20 protein-coding genes are annotated in these 19,746 nt (G+C 59.4%); 12 read left to right on the top strand and 8 right to left on the bottom strand.

Annotated elements, in window-relative coordinates; all coding sequences use genetic code 11:
* The first annotated feature begins 454 nt into the window (after positions 1-454).
* From ffh to rimM, 4 genes are read left to right on the top strand one after another with little or no spacing between them, the layout of a single operon-like run.
* Complete coding sequence (gene ffh / locus ACQY7U_RS05040; RefSeq protein ID WP_428642643.1) at positions 455-2,002, top strand: signal recognition particle protein; 1,548 nt, start codon at positions 455-457, stop codon at positions 2,000-2,002.
* A gap of 2 nt (positions 2,003-2,004) precedes the next feature.
* Positions 2,005-2,328, top strand: coding sequence for a chorismate mutase (locus ACQY7U_RS05035; protein WP_428642641.1), 324 nt, complete (start codon positions 2,005-2,007; stop codon positions 2,326-2,328).
* Between the two features lie 18 nt (positions 2,329-2,346).
* A complete protein-coding gene (gene rpsP / locus ACQY7U_RS05030; RefSeq protein ID WP_428642640.1) occupies positions 2,347-2,748 on the top strand; it encodes a 30S ribosomal protein S16 in 402 nt (133 codons plus the stop codon).
* 47 nt (positions 2,749-2,795) lie between these two features.
* Complete coding sequence (gene rimM / locus ACQY7U_RS05025; RefSeq protein ID WP_428642638.1) at positions 2,796-3,350, top strand: ribosome maturation factor RimM; 555 nt, start codon at positions 2,796-2,798, stop codon at positions 3,348-3,350.
* Here rimM and ACQY7U_RS05020 read toward each other — a convergent pair.
* A complete protein-coding gene (locus tag ACQY7U_RS05020) occupies positions 3,299-3,817 on the bottom strand; it encodes an antibiotic resistance protein VanZ (protein WP_428642636.1) in 519 nt (172 codons plus the stop codon). The genes rimM and ACQY7U_RS05020 overlap by 52 nt on opposite strands.
* A 174-nt stretch (positions 3,818-3,991) precedes the next feature.
* Here ACQY7U_RS05020 and trmD point away from each other — a divergent pair, with 174 nt between their 5' ends.
* Positions 3,992-4,702, top strand: coding sequence for a tRNA (guanosine(37)-N1)-methyltransferase TrmD (trmD, locus tag ACQY7U_RS05015; RefSeq protein WP_428642633.1), 711 nt, complete (start codon positions 3,992-3,994; stop codon positions 4,700-4,702).
* A gap of 232 nt (positions 4,703-4,934) precedes the next feature.
* Here the strand turns inward: trmD and ACQY7U_RS05010 are convergent, their stop codons facing one another.
* The gene (locus tag ACQY7U_RS05010; RefSeq protein ID WP_428642631.1) at positions 4,935-6,089 is read right to left on the bottom strand and encodes a helix-turn-helix transcriptional regulator; all 1,155 of its coding nucleotides are present in this window, start codon (positions 6,087-6,089) and stop codon (positions 4,935-4,937) included.
* 452 nt (positions 6,090-6,541) lie between these two features.
* Between ACQY7U_RS05010 and rplS the strand changes: the two genes are divergently transcribed.
* From rplS to ACQY7U_RS04975, 7 genes are all read left to right on the top strand, one after another.
* The gene (gene rplS / locus ACQY7U_RS05005) at positions 6,542-7,012 is read left to right on the top strand and encodes a 50S ribosomal protein L19 (protein ID WP_428642629.1); all 471 of its coding nucleotides are present in this window, start codon (positions 6,542-6,544) and stop codon (positions 7,010-7,012) included.
* A gap of 253 nt (positions 7,013-7,265) precedes the next feature.
* Entirely contained in the window at positions 7,266-8,678 is a 1,413-nt protein-coding gene (leuC, locus tag ACQY7U_RS05000; protein ID WP_428642627.1) for a 3-isopropylmalate dehydratase large subunit, read from the top strand.
* Positions 8,635-8,928: a hypothetical protein gene (locus ACQY7U_RS04995; protein WP_428642625.1), complete on the top strand. Its 294-nt coding sequence runs from the start codon at positions 8,635-8,637 to the stop codon at positions 8,926-8,928. Before leuC ends, ACQY7U_RS04995 begins: the two co-directional genes overlap by 44 nt.
* Before the next feature lie 115 nt (positions 8,929-9,043).
* A complete protein-coding gene (locus tag ACQY7U_RS04990; RefSeq protein WP_428642623.1) occupies positions 9,044-9,601 on the top strand; it encodes an HNH endonuclease in 558 nt (185 codons plus the stop codon).
* Positions 9,602-9,922: 321 nt separating this feature from the next.
* Positions 9,923-11,317 (top strand): pilus assembly protein TadG-related protein, encoded by a 1,395-nt coding sequence (locus tag ACQY7U_RS04985; RefSeq protein ID WP_428642621.1) that lies wholly within the window; start codon positions 9,923-9,925, stop codon positions 11,315-11,317.
* Between the two features lie 213 nt (positions 11,318-11,530).
* Positions 11,531-12,907 (top strand): pilus assembly protein TadG-related protein, encoded by a 1,377-nt coding sequence (locus ACQY7U_RS04980; protein ID WP_428642619.1) that lies wholly within the window; start codon positions 11,531-11,533, stop codon positions 12,905-12,907.
* Positions 12,908-13,257: 350 nt separating this feature from the next.
* Positions 13,258-14,583 carry a pilus assembly protein TadG-related protein gene (locus tag ACQY7U_RS04975; RefSeq protein ID WP_428642616.1) on the top strand — a complete coding sequence of 442 codons (1,326 nt, stop codon included), beginning with the start codon at positions 13,258-13,260 and terminating at the stop codon, positions 14,581-14,583.
* A 58-nt stretch (positions 14,584-14,641) separates the two neighbouring features.
* Here ACQY7U_RS04975 and acs read toward each other — a convergent pair whose 3' ends face one another.
* From acs to ACQY7U_RS04945, 6 genes are all read right to left on the bottom strand, one after another.
* On the bottom strand, positions 14,642-16,579 hold the full coding sequence (acs, locus tag ACQY7U_RS04970) for an acetate--CoA ligase (RefSeq protein WP_428642614.1): 1,938 nt from the start codon (positions 16,577-16,579) through the stop codon (positions 14,642-14,644).
* Between the two features lie 193 nt (positions 16,580-16,772).
* On the bottom strand, positions 16,773-17,180 hold the full coding sequence (locus ACQY7U_RS04965) for a DUF1761 domain-containing protein (RefSeq protein ID WP_428642612.1): 408 nt from the start codon (positions 17,178-17,180) through the stop codon (positions 16,773-16,775).
* 40 nt (positions 17,181-17,220) lie between these two features.
* On the bottom strand, positions 17,221-17,952 hold the full coding sequence (locus ACQY7U_RS04960) for a hypothetical protein (protein WP_428642611.1): 732 nt from the start codon (positions 17,950-17,952) through the stop codon (positions 17,221-17,223).
* 40 nt (positions 17,953-17,992) lie between these two features.
* Positions 17,993-18,610: an urease accessory protein UreG gene (gene ureG, locus ACQY7U_RS04955; protein ID WP_428642609.1), complete on the bottom strand. Its 618-nt coding sequence runs from the start codon at positions 18,608-18,610 to the stop codon at positions 17,993-17,995.
* A complete protein-coding gene (locus ACQY7U_RS04950) occupies positions 18,607-19,383 on the bottom strand; it encodes an urease accessory protein UreF (RefSeq protein WP_428642608.1) in 777 nt (258 codons plus the stop codon). The genes ureG and ACQY7U_RS04950 overlap by 4 nt, the downstream gene beginning before the upstream one ends.
* On the bottom strand, positions 19,313-19,746 hold a 434-nt coding region (locus ACQY7U_RS04945), incomplete at its 5' end, for an urease accessory protein UreE (RefSeq protein WP_428642607.1). The genes ACQY7U_RS04945 and ACQY7U_RS04950, both read right to left, overlap by 71 nt.

Below are 19,746 nucleotides of genomic sequence, written 5' to 3'. Positions count from 1 at the left end.
ACTGTGTCCCCCCGGGCGAGCATAGCCAGACCCGGGGCCCACTCATTTCCAAGGTGCTTCCTCTTGAAATGAAGCGTTGAAACATCCGGCTATCGTTTGTGCGAACCCTGAGGCGATTAGGCCCAGGATCTGCGCTGCGCTTGTCCGGGGTGGCACAGAAGGTGGAGACGCGAAGAATGACTTGGGACCTGCATACCGAAAATCCCGCGGCTTCCTTGACTCTTCGCCGTGTTTCAGGCATAGACCCGCCAACTCCATACGAGTGAGCGACAATTCAATCCGCCGACCGGGACCCGCAAAGGTATAAAGAGCGCCCGGAGGTTACCACCCGACAGCGCGATGCGCCCTCGGGTGTCAAACTGCTTTGCGTGAACGCAATCCGGTTGGAATTGAGTGGCGGTTGCCCATATGGTTCGGGAGCAATCCCGAAATCGACGACCTTAAGGACCCTTTGATGTTTGAAAGCCTGTCCGATCGACTAAGCGGTATTTTCGACAAGCTCACCGGCCGTGGTGCGCTGTCGGAAAACGACGTCAACGAAGCGCTGCGCGAAATCCGCCGCGCGCTGATCGAGGCCGACGTCGCCCTGCCGATCGTACGCTCCTTCACCGACAAGGTCCGCAACCGGGCCGTCGGTGCGGAAGTGGTCAAGTCGATCACGCCGGGCCAGATGGTCGTCAAGATTGTTCACGACCAGCTCGTGGAAATGCTCGGCACCGAGGGCCAGCCGATCGACCTCAATGCCCCGGCACCGGTTGCGATCATGATGGTCGGCCTGCAGGGCTCCGGTAAAACCACCACCACCGCCAAGATCGCGCGCCGTCTGACGCAGCGCGACAAGCGCAAGGTGCTGATGGCCTCGCTCGACACCCGCCGTCCGGCGGCCCAGGAGCAGCTCAAGATCCTTGGCGAGCAGAACGACATCGACACGTTGCCGATCATCGAGGGCCAGGGCCCGGTCGAGATCGCAAAGCGCGCCATGTCCGCCGCCAAGCTCGGCGGTTATGACGTGGTCATGCTCGACACCGCCGGCCGCATCCACATCGACGAACCGCTGATGGTGGAAATGGCCGAGGTCAAGGCCGCCTCCCAGCCGCATGAAATCCTGCTCGTTGCCGACAGCCTGACCGGTCAGGATGCGGTCAACCTGGCACAGAGTTTCGATGAACGTGTCGGCATCACCGGTATCGCGCTCACCCGTATGGACGGTGACGGCCGCGGCGGTGCGGCGCTTTCCATGCAGGCGGTCACAGGCAAGCCGGTCAAGCTGATCGGTACCGGTGAAAAATCCGACGCGCTGGAAGACTTCCATCCGAAGCGGATCGCCGACCGTATTCTCGGCATGGGCGATATCGTTTCGCTGGTGGAAAAGGCTGCCGAAGCCATCGATGCGGAACAGGCCGCAAAGATGGCGAAGAAGATGCAGAAGGGTCACTTCGACCTGGAAGATCTCGCCGAGCAGCTCAAGCAGATGGAAAAGCTGGGCGGCATGTCCGGCATGATGGGCATGTTGCCGGGTATCGGCAAGATGAAGAAGCAGATCGATGCGGCCAACATCGACGACAAGATGTTCAAGCGCCAGATCGCCATCATCCAGTCGATGACGCCGGCCGAGCGCAGCAAGCCGGACCTTTTGAAGGCCAGCCGCAAGAAGCGCATTGCCGCCGGTTCCGGCGTGCAGGTGGCCGAGGTCAACAAGCTTTTGAAGATGCACCGCCAGATGGCGGACATGATGAAGAAGATGGGCAAGGGCAAAGGCATGCTCGGCAAGCTGATGGGCGGTCTCGGCGGCGGCATGCCGGATGTAGACCCCAAGCAGCTTGAGGAAATGGCCAAATCCGGCCAGCTGCCGGGCGGCATGGAATTGCCGAAGGGCCTGCCGGGCGGTCTTGGCGGACTGGGCGGCGGTTTGCCGTCCGGTATGGGCATGCCCGGTCTTCCGGGTCTTGGCGGTTCCAAAATTCCCGGCCTGCCGGGCATGGGCAAGGGCAAGAAGAAATGAGCATGAGCGAAGCCGAAGTCCGGTTGGGCGAAAGCCAGGCGCTTGAAGAACTGAAGGCGCTTCGGGCTTCCATCGACAACATCGATGCGGCCCTCGTCCACATGCTCGCCGAACGGTTCAAGTGCACCCAGAAGGTGGGTGTTCTGAAAGCCACCAACGACCTGCCGCCGGCGGACCCGGCGCGGGAGAAAATTCAGATCGAACGGCTACGCCAGCTTGCCAGCGACGCCAATCTCGATCCTGACTTTGCCGAGAAATTCCTGAACTTCATCGTTCGGGAAGTGATCCGGCACCATGAAGCCATTGCCGCGGAAACCGGCAACTGAACAAACTGGAGAAACAAAATGGCTACGAAAATTCGCCTGGCACGCGGCGGTTCCAAGAAGCGCCCGTACTACCGCATCGTTGTTGCTGACATCCGCGCTCCGCGCGACGGCCGCTTCATCGAAAAGGTCGGTTCCTATGACCCGATGCTGCCGAAGGCTTCCGAAGACCGCGTCAAGCTGGACGTCGAGCGGATTCAGTACTGGCTCGGTAACGGCGCGAAGCCGACCGACCGTGTGCATCGTTTCCTGGACGCCGCCGGCCTCCTGAAGCGCGAGCCGCGCAACAACCCGAAGAAGGCAGAGCTTGGCGCAAAAGCCAAGGAACGCCTGGAAGCCAAGCGTCTGGCTGAAGAAGAAGCAGCCGCCGCTGCAGCTGAACCGGCTGAAGAAGCCGCAGCTGAAGAAGCTGCCGCCGAATAAGCAGATGATATGCGCCGCACCGGAATTTCCACGGGGACCGTTTCGACATGACGTCTTCTGACGATCAGAAGGTTCTTCTGGCAAAGATCGGTGCGGCGCACGGCATTCGCGGGGAAGTGCGGGTCAAGCCGTTCGGCGACGACCCGCTTTCCTTCACCGACTACGGTGTGCTCACCACGAGAGACGGCAAACGGATCTTCGAGGTGGAAAGGGCGCGGGTGCAGAAAACGGTCGTTGTTACCAAATTCAAGGGCATCACCGACCGCAACCAGGCGGAAGAACTGAACGGTCTGGAGCTTTACATCAGCCGTGACCAGCTTCCCGAGCCTGATGAAGACGAATTCTACTATTCCGACCTGAACGGTCTTGACGTTCTGGACCAGAACGGCGAAACGCTCGGCAAGATCGTAGCGGTACAGGATTTTGGTGCCGGCGATCTCCTGGAGATCCGGCCAAAGCGCGGAAGAACCTTCTATATCCCGTTCACGAAGGAATTCGTGCCGGCGATCAGCCTGGAGAACGGCCAGGTGAAGGTGGCCCTGCCCGAGGATTATTTCTCGGAAGGAAAACCGGAACCGTCTGAGACTTCTCCGGACAAATAGCGGACCTGAACGGGCCGCAGACCCATTTCCCCGAAATCGAGATCTTCCGCATCATCGGCAACCGCCTGACGGACTTCCGAGCGGATCAGGGCGATCAGCGCCACCACGAGGGCAACGCCGATTCCGTTAGCGACGGTATCGGCCAGCGACATTTCGTGATGGGGGACAAGACCCTGGGCCAGTTCGCCCGCAAGCCCCAGTCCGAACGCGGCCACGGCGGAAATGCGCAACCGGCAGCAGAACAAGGCATGGATCGACAGTGTCAGCAGGGCGTAAAAGCCGATGTGAATGACCTTGTCGTAAGGGTGTCCGACGCCCGTGTTGAACACCAGTCCGGCCAGAATACCGAAAGTGAGCAAGGCTGCGAGCGGCAGCACGCGGCTCAGGGAGATATCAAGGTAGTGCCGGTCAACCCGGTCCTGCAAGACGGCGGGAAGCTTGAAACGAATGACTGGGAACTTGACCATGGCGGCACACCCGATTGAAACGCTCTTGCCACCTTGCACAGCGAGCCTTAATCAGAACTTTCTTTCCGGTGATTAACCTGTTGATGGAGCGGCCTTTCAAAGGTTTGGTAAACTGTTCCCTAACAGGCCGCCGCAAACGGCACGCAATTGGTTCGAATTTCGACAGAGGCGCCCATGGCCTTCAAGGCAACCATTTTGACGCTTTATCCCGACATGTTCCCGGGTCCGCTCGGCCACAGCCTGTCCGGGCGCGCTCTGGAAAAGGGTCTTTGGCAACTCGAGACAAGTCAGATCCGGGACTTTGCGACCGACAAGCACCGGTCGGTCGACGACACGCCGGCCGGCGGTGGCGCCGGTATGGTCCTGAGGGCCGACATCCTGGCGAAGGCCATCGACGCCACGGCTCCGGCGGACGATCCGCGTCCGCGGCTGCTGATGAGCCCGCGCGGCAGGCCGTTCACCCAGGCGCGCGCTCATGAACTGGCCGAAGGTCCCGGCGCCATCATTGTCTGCGGCCGGTTCGAGGGGGTCGACCAGAGGGTGATCGACACGCGCGGCCTGGAGGAAGTCTGCATCGGCGACTATATCCTCTCCGGCGGCGAGATCGGCGCGATCACCATGCTCGATGCCATCGTCAGGCTCATACCGGGTGTCATGGGCAATATGGAAAGCGCGGAAGCCGAAAGCTTCGAGGCAGGGCTGCTGGAACATCCGCAGTACACCCGTCCGGCAGACTTCGAGGGCCTAAAGATCCCCGAGGTGCTGACCTCCGGCAACCACAAGAAGATCCACGAGTGGCGCATGTCCGAGGCCGAACGCCTTACCCGCGAACGCCGCCCGGATCTCTGGGACGCCTACATGGCGGACGAGGACGACGTGGATTAGGCCTTGCGGCCTGACGAGGTTGTCCTTCAGAAAAGGCACAATTCTCCAGATAACCATACCTTCCGCCTCATCCTGAGGAAGCGCGTAGCGCTGTCTCGAAGGATGGGCCGCTTGCTCTTGAGCATGTCGCCCATCCTTCGAGACGGACCTGAAGGTCCTCCTCAGGATGAGGTCGTGGATGGATTTCAGGCATTCGAATACGTCTTGAAAAACACAATCAAATGTTTCGTCGTCAACCGGTCCGTCCGTTACCGTCACCTACCCGTGACAGGATCTGCGTGCCGCGCCGGATGATGTCCGACTGAGACCTGGAACCGGTCTTGGAGGTCGCGCTGGCAAGGTGGTTGCGGGCGGTGTGGTAGGAAATGCCGATCCGTTCGGCAGCTTCCTTCAGGGAGGAGCCGAGGATAAGTTGCTGAATCAGTTCGCTTTCCCGCTGGCTGAGGCCGAGTGCGGCGGCCAGAAGCGTCTCGGACCGGCCGGGCGCTTCTTCCGGGTCGAAAATCGTCACTAGCAGCGGCATGGACGGTGCGATGAAGGGGGCAAGGCCCGGATGCACCTCGTCCTTGTGCTGGATCGGGATTGCGAACAGAAACGGATTGGCGGTCTTGCCTCGGGTCAGCAGGACGGGACCTGCCGGCAACGCGCTGGCGCGGGCGCCGGACAGAACCGTCTGCAGGACGGTCCGCGTATGGCTGTCGCGGGCGGTCAGGCGAACAGTCCGGTCGATAAAAAGATTGTCTGCCCGCCGGAACAGGCTGTCGGCCCGGGCGTTCAAGTGCAGAATCCTGCCGTCCGGTTCCAGGATGCAGGCAGCTGCGGGGATCTGGTCGAGCCAGAAATCCGGGTATGTCAGACGGACCTGGCGCCTGGCGACCTCCAGCAGCAGGCTGAAAGCACCTTGCAGATGGGGTCTCAAGTACCGGAAGAGGTTCAGGACATGGTCCTCTTCGCGGCGGCCCATCGTCTTGGGCAGGTTCGCCGCGACAAAGGCGGAGTCATCTCCCTGCCGGTGCAGGATAATGCCCATGGCGCGGTTGATCTCGCCTTGCGGTTTCAGAAACTCGTCATAGAAGTCCAGTTTCTCCACGTCTTCCGGGGCGATGAAGTCGGAGGTGACGCCCACGTCCGACATGGCGCATTTCAGCGCAAGCGGTGGAAAGGGGTTTGCGGATTCAGTTCGCGCGAGTTGTGACGCGGGATCTTCACCGAGGTGATTGAAAAATGCGCAGTCGTAGAGCGTATTCTGGTAGACGCACTGGGCCTGATAGGAAATCGGCAGATCCGGATAGGCCCTGGCAAGATCCGACAGCACGCCGGTCAGCCCCCCGTCCAGCAAGGCGGAGCAATATAGCTTGTTAAGCAGACTGGCGTGATCGGTTATCACGGCTCGCTCCCCGCAGAACGGATGGGTTTCTAAATACTACTAAGAGGTTCGTACTATATCGTTCGTTATAGACGATGTCATATGGGACCAATAACCCATATCATTTGCCTGTTGAAAGGTGACGCGGATCCGCACTTGCGTCAGAACGTATGAATGTCTGAGAGGTCCTTCGGACAGGCTATGCCGCCGGCACGGCCGTGCCGTGTCCGGAAGTTGCCGCAAACTTTCGAAAAACCGCATGACAATGGGCAGGAATTGCTGTATAGCCCGCGCTGTTCGGAATGAGCGCTGGTTTCCCGGTTTCGGGGTCCGGTGCTCCGCAGTGTGTTCAGACGACTGAAATACCCTGCGATTCCGGCGGATATGCAACATGGCCCAAAGTCGGTGAACCCGTTTCCGGCCTTTACCGGAAAACGCTCTGACCGCTTTGTAATTCAAAAGGGAAATATGCCATGAACATCATCGAGCAGCTCAATGCTGAGGAAATGGCGAAGATCGAAGAGCAGCGCAAGCTGCCGGAATTTTCTCCGGGTGACACCGTTCGCGTCAACGTGAAGGTCACCGAAGGCAACCGCACCCGTACCCAGGCCTACGAAGGTGTCTGCATCGCCCGTTCCGGCGGCGGCATCAACGAGAGCTTCACGGTTCGCAAGATTTCTTACGGTGAAGGCGTCGAGCGTGTCTTCCCGGTCTACTCCCCGATGCTGGAAGGCGTGGAAGTTGTCCGCCGCGGTAAGGTCCGCCGCGCGAAGCTCTACTACCTGCGCGACCGTCGCGGCAAGTCCGCACGTATCGTCGAGAACACCAACGCTCGTTCCAAGCGCCTCAACGAAGTGGCGCGCGCCGAAGCCGCTGCCGTCAAGGCCGCAAAGGCCGAAGCCAAAAAGGCTGATGCGGAAGCTGCGGAAAACGCAGCCGAATAAGCCGGCCCGGTTCGAAGAAATTATGAAAGGCGGTCCATCGGGCCGCCTTTTTGTTTGCCGGATAGACCAGCCGGTCAATCTGAGTTGAATTCAGCTCAACTCGGAATGCTTGACGTTCAGGCGGAGCTGCGTCATTCACTAGCCAGCATTTTAGCATCACGCCCCTTGCGTTCTCGCAAACGCAGGATCGGGCGCCGGGAACGGAGCGCCGGAAGAACCGCGCAGACGGACCGGTGGGAACGAGGAGAGAGCCATGGCCAAGGCACGGACGCTTTACGACAAGATCTGGGACGACCACCTGGTCGACATGCAGCCGGACGGAACCGGACTGCTCTACATCGACCGCCATCTGGTGCATGAAGTCACCAGCCCGCAGGCCTTCGAGGGCCTGCGCATGGCCGGGCGCAAGGTGCGCCAGCCGGAAAAGACGCTTGCGGTCGTGGACCACAACGTGCCGACGACGGACCGCCGCCACGGGATCGACGATCCGGAATCCGCCCTGCAGGTGGATACACTGGCCAAGAACGCCGCCGAGTTCGGCATTGAATATTATTCCGAACTCGACATGCGTCAGGGCGTCGTCCACATCGTTGGTCCGGAACAGGGCTTCACCCTGCCCGGCATGACCATCGTCTGCGGCGACAGCCACACCTCCACTCATGGCGCTTTCGGTTCGCTCGCCCACGGCATCGGCACCTCCGAAGTGGAACACGTGCTGGCGACCCAGACGCTGATCCAGAAAAAAGCCAAGAACATGCTGGTGAAGGTCGAGGGCAAGATCCCCGAAGGCGTCACCGCGAAGGACATCGTGCTGGCGATCATCGGCAAGATCGGCACGGCGGGTGGTACCGGCTATGTCATCGAATATGCCGGCGAAGCCATCCGGTCGCTGTCCATGGAAGGCCGCATGACGGTCTGCAACATGTCCATCGAAGCGGGCGCTCGCGCAGGCCTGATCGCACCGGACGAAGCCACGTTCGAATACATCAAGGGGCGCCCGAAGGCCCCGAAGGGCGAAGCCCTGGACATGGCGGTGGCCTACTGGAAGACCCTGCATTCCGATGAAGGCGCCTATTTCGACAAGATCATCGAACTGGACGCGGCCAATCTGCCGCCGATCGTTTCCTGGGGCTCTTCTCCCGAGGATGTCGTGTCGGTGGAAGGCGTAGTGCCGGATCCGGCGGAGATCGACGACGAAAACCGCCGTCAGTCCAAGAAACGTGCCCTGGAATACATGGGCCTGGAGCCGGGCACCAAGATCACCGACATCAAGATCGACCGGGCCTTCATCGGTTCCTGCACCAACGGCCGCATCGAGGACCTGCGGGCCGCCGCCGCTGTCATCGGCAACCACAAGGTGGCCGCGCATGTCAGCGCCATGGTGGTTCCGGGCTCCGGTCTTGTGAAGGAACAGGCGGAAGAAGAAGGTCTCGACGTGATCTTCAAGGAAGCCGGTTTCGAGTGGCGCGAGCCTGGGTGCTCCATGTGCCTTGCCATGAACGCGGACAAGCTGAAGCCGGGTGAGCGCTGTGCGTCGACTTCCAACCGGAACTTCGAAGGCCGCCAGGGCCACAAGGGCCGCACGCATCTGGTCTCTCCGGCCATGGCGGCAGCGGCGGCGATTGCCGGTCATTTTGTCGATATCCGCGAATGGACGGCAAATTGATTCGATTGCCTTTCGGCAATTTCAAGGGGGCGCCTTCGGGCGCCCTTTTTCATTTTCAACGCAAAATTCCGGCGGTGACGCAGGTGATGTGGATTTTGCGCAAATGATTCATGTGTTTAAGGAAAATCGTTTTTCAGAAAACGCCAATCGACAACTGTCGCCAGAAATGAAAATGCCGGGCTTCACAAGACTGTCACCTCAGGCCTACAATACTCCTGTCACAAAAGGACAAGTTCCGCTGTCCGATTGACCGGACAACGGACGATCCTGAACGATCTGCCTGGCAAGCCGATCGGACTTTGGATGTTGGAGTATCCGCCCTGCCCGGAGCGCAGGCCTGGTGCTCTGAGCGTGAGGAGCGGAAGGTGACAATAGCTGTTTCGCCGGGAGCCCATCCGGCGTTGGTGCTCAACGCGGACTACAGGCCCTTGAGCTACTATCCCCTGTCACTGTGGTCGTGGCAGGACACCATCAAGGCGGTGTTTCTGGACCGGGTAAACATCGTTGCCGAATACGACGCTGCGGTCCGAAGTCCGAGCTTCGAGTTCCGATTACCGAGCGTCGTCTCGCTCAGAACCTTCGTCAAGCCAAACAGATATCCTGCTTTTACACGCTTTAACGTCTTTCTTCGTGACAGGTTTCAGTGCCAATATTGTGGCTCCAGAGAAGAACTGACCTTCGACCATCTTGTCCCACGCTCCAAAGGCGGGCTGACCACCTGGGACAATGTCATCACCGCCTGCTCCCCCTGTAATCTGCGCAAGTCCAACAAGTCCTGCCGGCAGCTCAACATGTGGCCGATGCATATGCCGTTCCAGCCGACCATTCAGGACCTGCATAACAACGGCCGGGGCTTTCCCCCCAACTACCTGCACGACAGCTGGCTCGATTTCCTTTACTGGGACACGGAACTGGAGCCGTAATACCAAAGAGAGTTGATCAGGACTCATTTGATCGACCAATCATCGTTCTTTGGAATAAGCCCGGACCATCCGGTTTCGCAGCCCTGAATGCGCATGAATGCTTTGGCTGCACGGTAAAGCGGGACCGGGACGACCGGACAGACCGGATTTTCTTCCTGCAACCCTACGTCACGGACCGCAATCTGCCTTTCGGAAAGTGCGTTGGAAATTCCTGTTGTCTTACAACGGAAAAATTTTCCAATCAGGTGTAATTAACAAATTAAGCACTTTTAGGGTGTAGCTTTGCTGCAACTATAAGAAGCAATTTGTGTGTGTTTGACCATGTCAGTTCTATTAAGGCTGCTGGACCGCTTCCGGTCTCAGCGGCAAGGCGCCGTATTGCCGGTTTTTGCGCTGATGGTGATCTTCATGGTCGTCATCTTCGGTGCGGCCGTCGATGTCACCCGAACCGTGAACGCGCGCGAAAAGCTGTCCTACGCGCTTGATGCGGGTGCCCTCGCCGTTGCCTCGGAACTTTCGACCTCCGTCTTGACCGACGCGCAGATCCTGCAAGTCCTGACCGACTCCTTCCGGGGCAATCTGGACGGTGCTTCCTTTATGGAAAAGGCCATCGACAATCTCGACTTCACCATCGACAGTGACAACGGCATCGTGACCGTCACCTCGTCGGCGACGCTGAACAATTACTTCATCGACATCGGCGGTTACATGCAGAAAAGTCTCGGGCCGGAGACTTTCTCCTTCGGGGCGAAGAGCCAGGTCACCTACTCCCGCTTCAACGTGGAACTGGCGCTTGTGGTCGATGTGACCGGTTCCATGTCCTCCAGCGACATGCGGACCCTGCGGGCGGCGTCGACATCGGCGGTCAACATCCTGCTGCCGGAAGACACCCCGGAAAAGGATGCCAAGGTCCGGATTTCCCTTGTTCCCTACAGTCAGGGCGTCAACTTGGGAGATTATGCCAGCAAGGTGAAGGGCGGAGACTTCTACAGCGTCAGCGGGAATTGCGTCACGGAACGTCAGGACTACAAAAACTACGAGGTCATGCTGACCGACGCGACCTATGATTATTACCTGGACGCCAATCCGCCACCCATCCAGACCTTCTTCGGCGGGGGCAGCTCCAATTGCTCCTCGACCTCGAAAATGGTTCCGCTGACAAGGGACAGGGACACGCTCCTGCCCGCGATCGCTGCCCTGACCGACAAGGGCGGCACGGCCGGTCAAACGGGCATCGCCTGGGGCTGGTACAGCCTGTCGCCGAATTTTGCCAATGTCTGGCCCGAGGCAAGCATTCCCGCAGCCTATTCCGATAGTGAAACGCTGAAGTTCGCCATCCTCATGACCGACGGCGACAACAACCGGTATTACCGCTATGTCGAGACGGAGGAGAAGTGCGGATGGAGTTACTCCCGTGGCTCCTGGCGCTGGAGGTGCCAGGACGTTGAGGTCAACGACTGGAAGGAACAGAGTGAAAGCGAAAACTACGACAACACCTCCTCCACCCGCTCGCGCGCGTTGTGCGAGGGCATGAAGGATGCAGGCATCGAGGTGTTCGGGGTCTATTTCGGAACAAGCAACAGTTCGGCAGGGGCAAAGAACATGCAATCCTGTGCGAGCGAGGGCAACTACTACCAGGCTTCCTCGTCGGACGAACTCGTCCAGGCGTTTGCCAATATCGCCCGTAAAATCCAGGCGATCTACCTTTCGAAATAACGGCCATTCGCGCCATTCGCGATAATTTTTCCTAAAATTCTCCTCAAATGCACTGCAGGCGAGCGGCCAATCCTCGTTTGATTTTAATAACTTAGACTAATTCAAGTGAAGATTAAAGAGATGTGTTAATGCGTGTTTACCTCGCTCTAAGGTAACAATTAAGCCTTTGAGTACTTTTCTCAAGTAACTGTCTGGAAACGTCGCGAGGCAGTTATGAGTAATCTTTGGCGAATATTTTCTAATATCTGCAACTCAAGGTTAGTTTCGGATCGAAAAGCGGCGGTTCTGCCGCTGTTCGGTGTCATGGTCATCATGATCGTGGTCCTTGCCGGGATTGCCGTCGATGTTTCGCGCACCGTGAATGCACGTGAAAAACTGTCCTACGCGCTCGACGCGGCCGCGCTTTCCCTGGCCGTGGACCTGTCGACTACCGTAATGAGTGACACGGAAGTCCGGGAAGCTCTTGCCGATTCCATGAAGGCCAACCTTGGGAACGTTGAATTTCTCGACAAGGCCATCAAGAACCTGACCTATTCGATCGACGCCGAGAACGGTCTGGTTACGGTGAATTCCACCGCGTCGCTGAACAATTATTTTGTCGACATCGGCGGCTACATGCAGGAGCATCTGGGTCCGGAAACCTTCACTTTCGGTGCTGCCAGCCAGGCGACCTTCTCCCAATTCGATGTCGAGCTTGCCATGGTGCTCGACGTCACGGGATCGATGGCGCCCTATGTGGACTCGCTGAAGGAAGCAGCCACCTCGGCCCTCAATATCCTGATCCCGGAAGGTACGAGCGAAGAGGACAGCAAGGTCCGGATTTCGGTCGTGCCCTATAGCCAGGGCGTCAATCTGGGCGAATATGCGCAGAAGGTTGCCAAAGGCGCGCAAGGTACCCAGAACTGCGTCACCGAACGTGAAGGCGCGGCACAGTTCACGGATGATGCCTACGATTATGACAGCTCAAACAGAAATTCCTTTTTTGGCGGCGGGTCGTGGGACTGTGCGCCGTCGCCGCAGCTTGAGCCGCTGACCGCGAAGCGGAACAAGATCGAAACGGCAATCAGCAAACTGACCGCCACTGGTGGCACGGCCGGGCAAACGGGGATCGCCTGGGGCTGGTACACGCTTTCGCCGAACTGGGCCAACCTGTGGCCGACCAGAAGCGAGCCGGTGTCCTATTCGGACGACAAGGTGCTCAAGTTCGCGATCATCATGACCGACGGTGATTTCAACACCTTCTATCGGAAGCGGCGCATGTCGAACTATGACTGCGATTACGAAAGATACTGGCGCAATGTCACGGAAACCTGCAAGGGCGGTACCAGGAAATACTGGTATCAGGACTTCAGCGAGAACGGATACGGCGGGGAACCGGCGCAGCGGGCCGTCTCGCTTTGCAAGGAAATGAAAAGCGCCGGTATCACGGTCTACACGGTATTCTTCGGCTCCTATAACCCGGACCCGATCCGGGTCATGAAGGAATGCGCCAGCGAAGACGGCTACTATCAGGCGACATCCAAGGACGATCTGGTCCGGGCATTTGCAAATATCGCCAAGAAGATCCAGTCGATCTATCTGTCGAAGTAGTTGCCTTCCCCGGTTTTCCCGAACGGGATTTGATGGCGGCGCGTTCCAGGCCGTCATCGGGAAACCTCGGCGACGGTAAACTGATAAATCCGCCGATCGATACAATTTTATCCAAATGTTTCCGGGTTGATTAGTTGTTTTAGGTAATAATAACAGGGGTCGGTTGATCGGCATGCGTTGATTTGAAGGCATGAAGTTCTGCCGGTCCTGGGCCGTACAAATCCAAATTCAACACAATTCACATAAGCATTTTAAGGTCGCGCAGGGCACGGACTGAGGATGGCATGAGAAAGTTCCGAACTTGTTCACAATTTATGGTTTCTAGGTTTTCCAAGGACAATCGAGGGGCGGTGCTGCCGGTCTTCGGCGTCATGGTCATCATGGTGGTGCTGATCGCCGGCATTGCGGTTGATGTGTCCCGCACGGTCAATGCCCGCGAGAAGATGTCCTATGCGCTTGATGCGGCTGCGCTCGCCGCCGCCTCGGAACTTTCCACCACCGAGATGACGAACGACGAGATCAAGGCGGCCCTGGCGGCTTCCTTCAAGGCGAACCTGTCAGATGCCGAATTCCTCGACGAAGCAATGAAGAACATCAGTTTCGTGGTGGACAGCGACAAGGGCATCATCACCGTTTCCTCCTCTGCCACGCTCAGCAACTATTTCATCGACATTGGCGGATACATGAAGGAGAGCCTTGGTCCCGAGACTTTTGCCTTCGGTACGAGCTCCCAGGTCTCCTATTCCCGCTATGACGTGGAACTTGCCATGGTGGTGGATGTCACCGGATCGATGTCCAGCGAAATGGATTCGCTGCGAACGGCTTCAGCCTCTGTCGTCAACATTCTCATTCCCGAGGGCACCAAGCCGAAGGACAGCAAGGTCAGAATTTCGCTTGTTCCCTATTCTCAAGGGGTCAATCTCGGCAGTTATGCCAGCGCCGTGACCAACGGTGAAGCCTCCTACCAAAATTGTGTCAACGAACGGGAAGGCACCGAGAAATACACGGATGCCATCTACAATTACGACGGGACGGCTTCGGAGTTTTTTCACGGAACGCCGGACTATTTCGTGCGTGACTATGGATACAAGGAAAGCTGGAAATCCGGTTACGACAAGTGTCCGGGCAACGAGTTGCTTCCCTTGACCTCAACCCGCTCAACTCTGGTCGATGCCATTGCCGGTCTGAACGACGGCGGCGGAACCGGCGGGCAGACGGGGATTGCCTGGGGCTGGTATACGCTGTCACCAAACTGGGCTCCCCTTTGGCCAACGGACAGTGAGCCGGAGAGCTATGGCGACGGCAACATCCTGAAATTCGCTCTGATCATGACGGATGGCGACTTCAACGCGGAATACAGCCGGGAAGACAAAAAAACCTGCACCTATTCCGGTTGCGAGACTGAAGAGCGCTGGGTTGAACGCTATCACATGAATTCCGACTTCACCGATCCGCCTGCAGAGCGCGCCCGCGAACTATGCGACGCGATGAAGAAGGAAGGTGTGAAAATCTATGCCGTCTATTTCGAGACGGGCGGCTCGTCCTTCGGAGCGGATCTGATGGAGTACTGTTCGAGCGGCGACGACTATTATTACAAGGCCACTTCTTCGGAAGGTCTGAACATCGCCTTTTCCAATATCGCCAAGAAGATTCAGGCGATCTATCTGTCGAAATAATCATAAAAAAACAAAAGGCCCGCCATCTGGCGGGCCCTTCTTTTTCGCGAACTGCCGGTCAGCCGCGGTTCTGGCGGTTGTCGATCAGGTCGTCGACCACCGTCGGGTCGGCGAGCGTCGAGGTGTCGCCCAGGCTCTCGAAGCTGTCCTCGGCGATCTTGCGCAGGATGCGGCGCATGATCTTGCCGGAGCGGGTCTTCGGCAGGCCGGGGGCGAACTGGATCAGGTCCGGCGAGGCGATCGGCCCGATCTCGGAGCGTACGTGGGTCACCAGCTCCTTCTTCAGTGCATCCGACGGTTCCTCGCCTTCCATCAGCGTGACATAGGCATAGATGCCCTGCCCCTTGATGTCGTGCGGATAGCCGACCACTGCGGCTTCAGAGACCTTCGGGTGGGCGACAAGCGCGCTTTCCACTTCCGCCGTGCCCATGCGGTGGCCGGAGACGTTGATGACGTCATCGACGCGGCCGGTGATCCAGTAATAGCCGTCCTCGTCGCGCCGGCAGCCGTCACCGGTGAAGTAGAGCCCCTTGTAGGTGGCGAAATAGGTCTGCACGAAACGCTCGTGGTCGCCGTATACCGTGCGCATCTGGCCCGGCCAGCTGTCCTTGATCACCAGGTTGCCTTCCGTCGGACCTTCCAGGAACTGGCCTTCCGCGTCGACAATGGCCGGCTGAACGCCAAAGAACGGCCGCGTGGCGGACCCCGGCTTCAGGTCGGTCGCGCCCGGCAGCGGCGTGATCAGGATGCCGCCGGTTTCCGTCTGCCACCAGGTGTCCACGATCGGGCAGCGTTTGTCGCCGACGACGTTGTAATACCAGGTCCAGGCTTCCGGATTGATCGGCTCGCCGACGGACCCGAGCAGGCGCAGCGATTTGCGCGAGGTCTTGGTGACATGCTCGTCGCCGGCGCCCATCAGGGCACGAATCGCCGTTGGGGCGGTGTAGAAGATGTTGACGTTGTGTTTGTCGCACACTTCCCAGAACCGGCCCGGCCCCGGATAGGTCGGCACACCTTCGAACATCAGCGTGGTCGCGCCATTGGCGAGCGGCCCGTAGACGATATAGCTGTGGCCCGTGACCCAGCCCACATCGGCGGTGCACCAGTAGATGTCGCCGTCATGATAGTCGAAGACATATTCATGGGTCATGGAGGCATAGACGAGATAGCCGCCGGTAGTGTGCATCACGCCCTTCGGCTTGCCCGTGGACCCGGAGGTGTAGAGAATGAAGAGCGGGTCTTCCGCATTCATTTCCGCCGGTTCGCAATAGTCGGAAACGCGCTCGGCCTCGTCATGGTACCAGACGTCCCGGCCCTCCTGCATGGAGATGTCGCCGCCGGTGCGCTTGACCACGATGACGCTCTTGACCGGCGCCTTTTGGGCCGCCTTGTCGACGTTGTCCTTCAGCGGAACCTTGCGGCCGCCGCGCAGGCCCTCGTCGGCGGTGATCACGCAATCGGACGCACAGTCCTCAATACGCTGGGCCAGGCCGTCCGTGGAAAAACCGCCGAAGACGATGGAATGAATCGCGCCGATCCGGGCGCAGGCCAGCATCGCATAGGCCGCTTCCGGGATCATCGGCATGTAGATGGTGACCCGGTCGCCCTTCTTGACGCCTTGGGCGTGCAGCACGTTGGCGAACCTGTTCACCTCCCGGTGAAGGTCGCGGTAAGTGATGATCTTGTGTTCGGAGGGGTCGTCGCCTTCCCAGATGATCGCCGGCTGGTCGCCGCGCTTCTCAAGGTGCCGGTCGACGCAGTTGGAGGACACGTTCAGCGTGCCGTCCTCGAACCATTTGATCGAGACGTTGTGGTAGTCGTAGGAGGTGTTCTTGACCTTGGTGTAAGGCTTGATCCAGTCGACCCGTTTGCCGTGTTCGCCCCAGAAGCCGTCCGGGTCTTCCACGGAGCGCTGGTACATTTCCAGATATTTGGCATTGTCGACATGCGCCCGTGCGGCAACCTCCGCCGGAACGGGAAAAACAGAGTCAGACATGTGAGAACCTCCCAAAAAACACAATTGGCGGGCCGGAGGCTTTTCACATCTCCCCTGCCAGCCAGTTTGCCGGAGGCCATTATGCGTATGGCCTCTGCAAGCGTCCAGAACCAAACTTTGGTACTTTAGTCGGCGAGTCTTTTGTCTATGACAAGCCCTAAGACCTTCAAATCCGTACGGTATTACGAACGCGTCAGCTGAGCCAGCCGAGCAGGACGCCCTGTACCAGCAGCACCCCCAGCCAATGGCCGCCGTCGATGAGGGTCAGGTTCCAGGGTAACCCCTGGAAGCGGTGATTGACGATCTGTGTCGTCATCACGATGCCGACCCAGATCAGCAGCGCGGAAATGATGCCGTTGGAAATGCTGAGCGGCCCGCTGTGAAACAGGATACCGGCAAAAACGAAGGCCATGATAATCTGGCAGAAGAAGGTTGTGCCGAAGACGACGGGGTCGGGCTTTGTGTCTTCCCTGCTCAGGCCCGCGGCCTTCATCCAGGCCTTGCCGAGGAGGCCGTACCAGAGTGCGCCGAAGAGAAAGGATCCGATGGCGGCGGCGGCAACGGCGATGAGATTGATGCTGTCGAACACCGCGACCCCCATTTGTTTCTCCCGGTCAGAGTGGAAGCAATTGCAGCAAAGATCAAGCGTCGGTTGCCGGTTTCTGCGGTTCAACCTTCAGCCAGACGCCAAGCCTGCCGCAGTCTTCAAACCCGAGCTGCCTGTAGACTGGCAGGAGCCCGTCATCTGTCTCATAGGTGCAGATCTGGCGATGGGGAAAGGGTTCCAGAAGGTCGTGCAGGCCGGCGTAAAGCCAGTTCTTGCGGCTGAAGACATTGGAAAGGCCAAGCACCTCCGACGGGCCGAGCTTAGGTCCCGCATTGAAGATCGCACCCGCCCGGATGCCGTCTTCCTTGTAGATCGCGGCGAAGTCGACCGCATTCATGTCCAGCAGTTTGGCGGAGAGGATGTGATGCAGCTCTTCGTCGGCATTCCAGGCGGCCAGCCATTTTTTCAAACCGTCCACATGGGTGACCTTGTGCCATCCGGCACCATGTGGCGGCCTGGTGGCGGACTGCGCGGGCCGGAACAGCCAGGTGCCTGAAAACAGCTTTTGAAAGCCCAGGGGCCCCAGATTCAGGCTGGCGAAACTGTCCTTGACGGCGGCGTTCGGCGGAAGGGACTCAAGCGCGGTATAAAAGTCGGTGCCCGGTTGCGCGCTCAAGGTGACGAGACCGGGATAAAGCGGCAGGATCCTGTCCTCCGCCTGCCAGAAGCCGGGGCGAAACCGGGTCCGGGCCCCGGCGGTTTTCAGAACGGCATCGCACCAGAGTGCATTGTTATGCGCGCATGCTTCCTGTCTGCCGGCAATCATTGAAAGAACCCATGATGGAGGCGGTTCACGCCCTTTGAAATCAGGCGCCGAGCCCGCCCTTCTCGATGATGAACTCTACCACGGCCTCCACGCCCTTGCCCGCCCTGGTGTTGGCGAAGACGAACGGGCGGTCCTTTCGCATCTTTCTTGCGTCCCGATCCATCACGTCCAGATCCGCGCCGACATAGGGCGCAAGGTCCGTCTTGTTGATGATGAGGAGATCCGACCGCGTGATGCCCGGCCCGCCCTTGCGCGGGATCTCCTCGCCCGCCGCAACGTCGATGACGTAGAGCGTCAGATCTGCAAGTTCGGGCGAGAAGGTGGCGGCGAGGTTGTCGCCGCCCGACTCGATCAGGATCAGGTCCAGATCCGGGATCGACCGGGTGAGGTCGGCAACAGCAGCGAGGTTGATCGAAGCGTCTTCGCGGATCGCCGTATGCGGGCAGCCGCCGGTTTCCACGCCGCGGATGCGGTCGCTGGAAAGCGCCTGGGACCGCATCAGCGCTTCGGCGTCTTCCCTTGTGTAGATGTCGTTGGTGATCACCGCGAGCGAGAAGTGCTCGCGCATGGCCTTGCACAGACGGTCGGTCAGGGTCGTCTTGCCGGAGCCGACCGGACCGCCGATGCCGACGCGCAAGGGGCCGTTTGGGGATGTCATGAGCGGAACAACCTCGAATACTGGGTTTCATGCGCCATGGAGGCGATGTCTGCGAGAAAGGTGGAAGTGCCGAGCCCGTCCAGTCCGGAGGCGGCGGCCTGACCTGCCACGTCGAATATCACCTGCTCCAGCCCGGCCAGCACCTTCTGGCCGTCGCTCTGGCCGAGCGGAACCGCGCGTACGGCAACCGAGATCAGGTTGGCGGCAAAGGCGTGCAGGTAGGCGGTGACGGCCGCCTGTTCCGGGATCGCATGCGCCGCCGAAACCAGGCCGAGCGCGACCGGATAGGGCCAAGGGTCGATCTTCTGCTCCGCCATAAGTCGGAACAGCTCTCCTGCCGGCGTATCGTTGTCAGGCATCCAGCTCTTGGCGGCCTGTTCGAAAAAGGCCGTGCCCTGCGCGCTTGTCTCCAGATGCCGCTCCTTCGTCGGCTGCAGGGCAAGGCCAAGGTCGCGGAGTTCTTCTAAACGGTCCTTGTCACTCAAGAGCGCTGCACGACGGGTTTCCTTCATCAGGATCGCATCGCTGCGCCCGGCGCCGTAGCGGAGAATATCCTCCAGCCAGGCGGAAAGCTCCGCCGGGTCCGTCACGCCACCTGCGTCGATCACCTGCTCCAGCCCGTGGCTGTAGGTGAAGGCACCGATCGGAAAGGCGGGCGACAGAAAGGCCAGCAGCCGGTAGAGGGCGGGCAAGGTGACCGGATCAGTCATGGCTGTGCCCGTGGTGATGGTGTTTGTGCCCGTGCCCGTGATCGTGTGGATGATCATGGCCATGGGTCTGGCCGTGGCCGTAGGCGCCACCTTCCGGATCGAAAGGGGCTGACACGGGTGTCAGCCTGCCGCCGAGTTTCCGGACCATGTCCTCGATCACATGATCGCGACGGATCCTTAAAGTCTCGCCCATGAGCTGGGTGGGCAGATGCCGGTTGCCGAGGTGCCAGGCGATCCTGACCAGATGTCCCGCGTTGTCGGCGGCAATCTCCACCAGGTCTTCAGGTTCCGCCAGAACCTCTACGATCCGGCCGTCTTCCAGTTCAAGCCCGTCGCCATGGCGCAGCAGAACGGCGCCCGGCTCGTCCAGAAGGAAGCTGAGGCCCCCTTCTCCGGTCAGGACCGCCCGGCGCCGGTGACGGTCTT

Origin of the sequence: Roseibium sp., from assembly GCF_050301095.1 — a bacterium.
In the GTDB taxonomy this organism is placed as follows: domain Bacteria; phylum Pseudomonadota; class Alphaproteobacteria; order Rhizobiales; family Stappiaceae; genus Roseibium.
Note: the sequence above shows the minus strand (reverse complement) of the source record. Positions and strands in the feature narration are given on the sequence as shown.

Bases quoted from the DNA above. Each gene is read 5' to 3' on its own strand.
- ACQY7U_RS04965 (WP_428642612.1), bottom strand. From the start codon at position 17,180: ATGGGGGTCGCGGTGTTCGACAGCATCAATCTCATCGCCGTTGCCGCC.
- ACQY7U_RS05035 (WP_428642641.1), top strand. From the start codon at position 2,005: ATGAGCGAAGCCGAAGTCCGGTTGGGCGAAAGCCAGGCGCTTGAAGAA.
- rimM (WP_428642638.1), top strand. From the start codon at position 2,796: ATGACGTCTTCTGACGATCAGAAGGTTCTTCTGGCAAAGATCGGTGCG.
- ACQY7U_RS04950 (WP_428642608.1), bottom strand. From the start codon at position 19,383: ATGGCCATGATCATCCACACGATCACGGGCACGGGCACAAACACCATC.
- ACQY7U_RS04985 (WP_428642621.1), top strand. From the start codon at position 9,923: ATGTCAGTTCTATTAAGGCTGCTGGACCGCTTCCGGTCTCAGCGGCAA.
- ACQY7U_RS04980 (WP_428642619.1), top strand. From the start codon at position 11,531: ATGAGTAATCTTTGGCGAATATTTTCTAATATCTGCAACTCAAGGTTA.
- acs (WP_428642614.1), bottom strand. From the start codon at position 16,579: ATGTCTGACTCTGTTTTTCCCGTTCCGGCGGAGGTTGCCGCACGGGCG.
- leuC (WP_428642627.1), top strand. From the start codon at position 7,266: ATGGCCAAGGCACGGACGCTTTACGACAAGATCTGGGACGACCACCTG.
- rplS (WP_428642629.1), top strand. From the start codon at position 6,542: ATGAACATCATCGAGCAGCTCAATGCTGAGGAAATGGCGAAGATCGAA.
- trmD (WP_428642633.1), top strand. From the start codon at position 3,992: ATGGCCTTCAAGGCAACCATTTTGACGCTTTATCCCGACATGTTCCCG.
- ureG (WP_428642609.1), bottom strand. From the start codon at position 18,610: ATGACATCCCCAAACGGCCCCTTGCGCGTCGGCATCGGCGGTCCGGTC.
- rpsP (WP_428642640.1), top strand. From the start codon at position 2,347: ATGGCTACGAAAATTCGCCTGGCACGCGGCGGTTCCAAGAAGCGCCCG.
- ACQY7U_RS05020 (WP_428642636.1), bottom strand. From the start codon at position 3,817: ATGGTCAAGTTCCCAGTCATTCGTTTCAAGCTTCCCGCCGTCTTGCAG.
- ACQY7U_RS04960 (WP_428642611.1), bottom strand. From the start codon at position 17,952: ATGATTGCCGGCAGACAGGAAGCATGCGCGCATAACAATGCACTCTGG.
- ffh (WP_428642643.1), top strand. From the start codon at position 455: ATGTTTGAAAGCCTGTCCGATCGACTAAGCGGTATTTTCGACAAGCTC.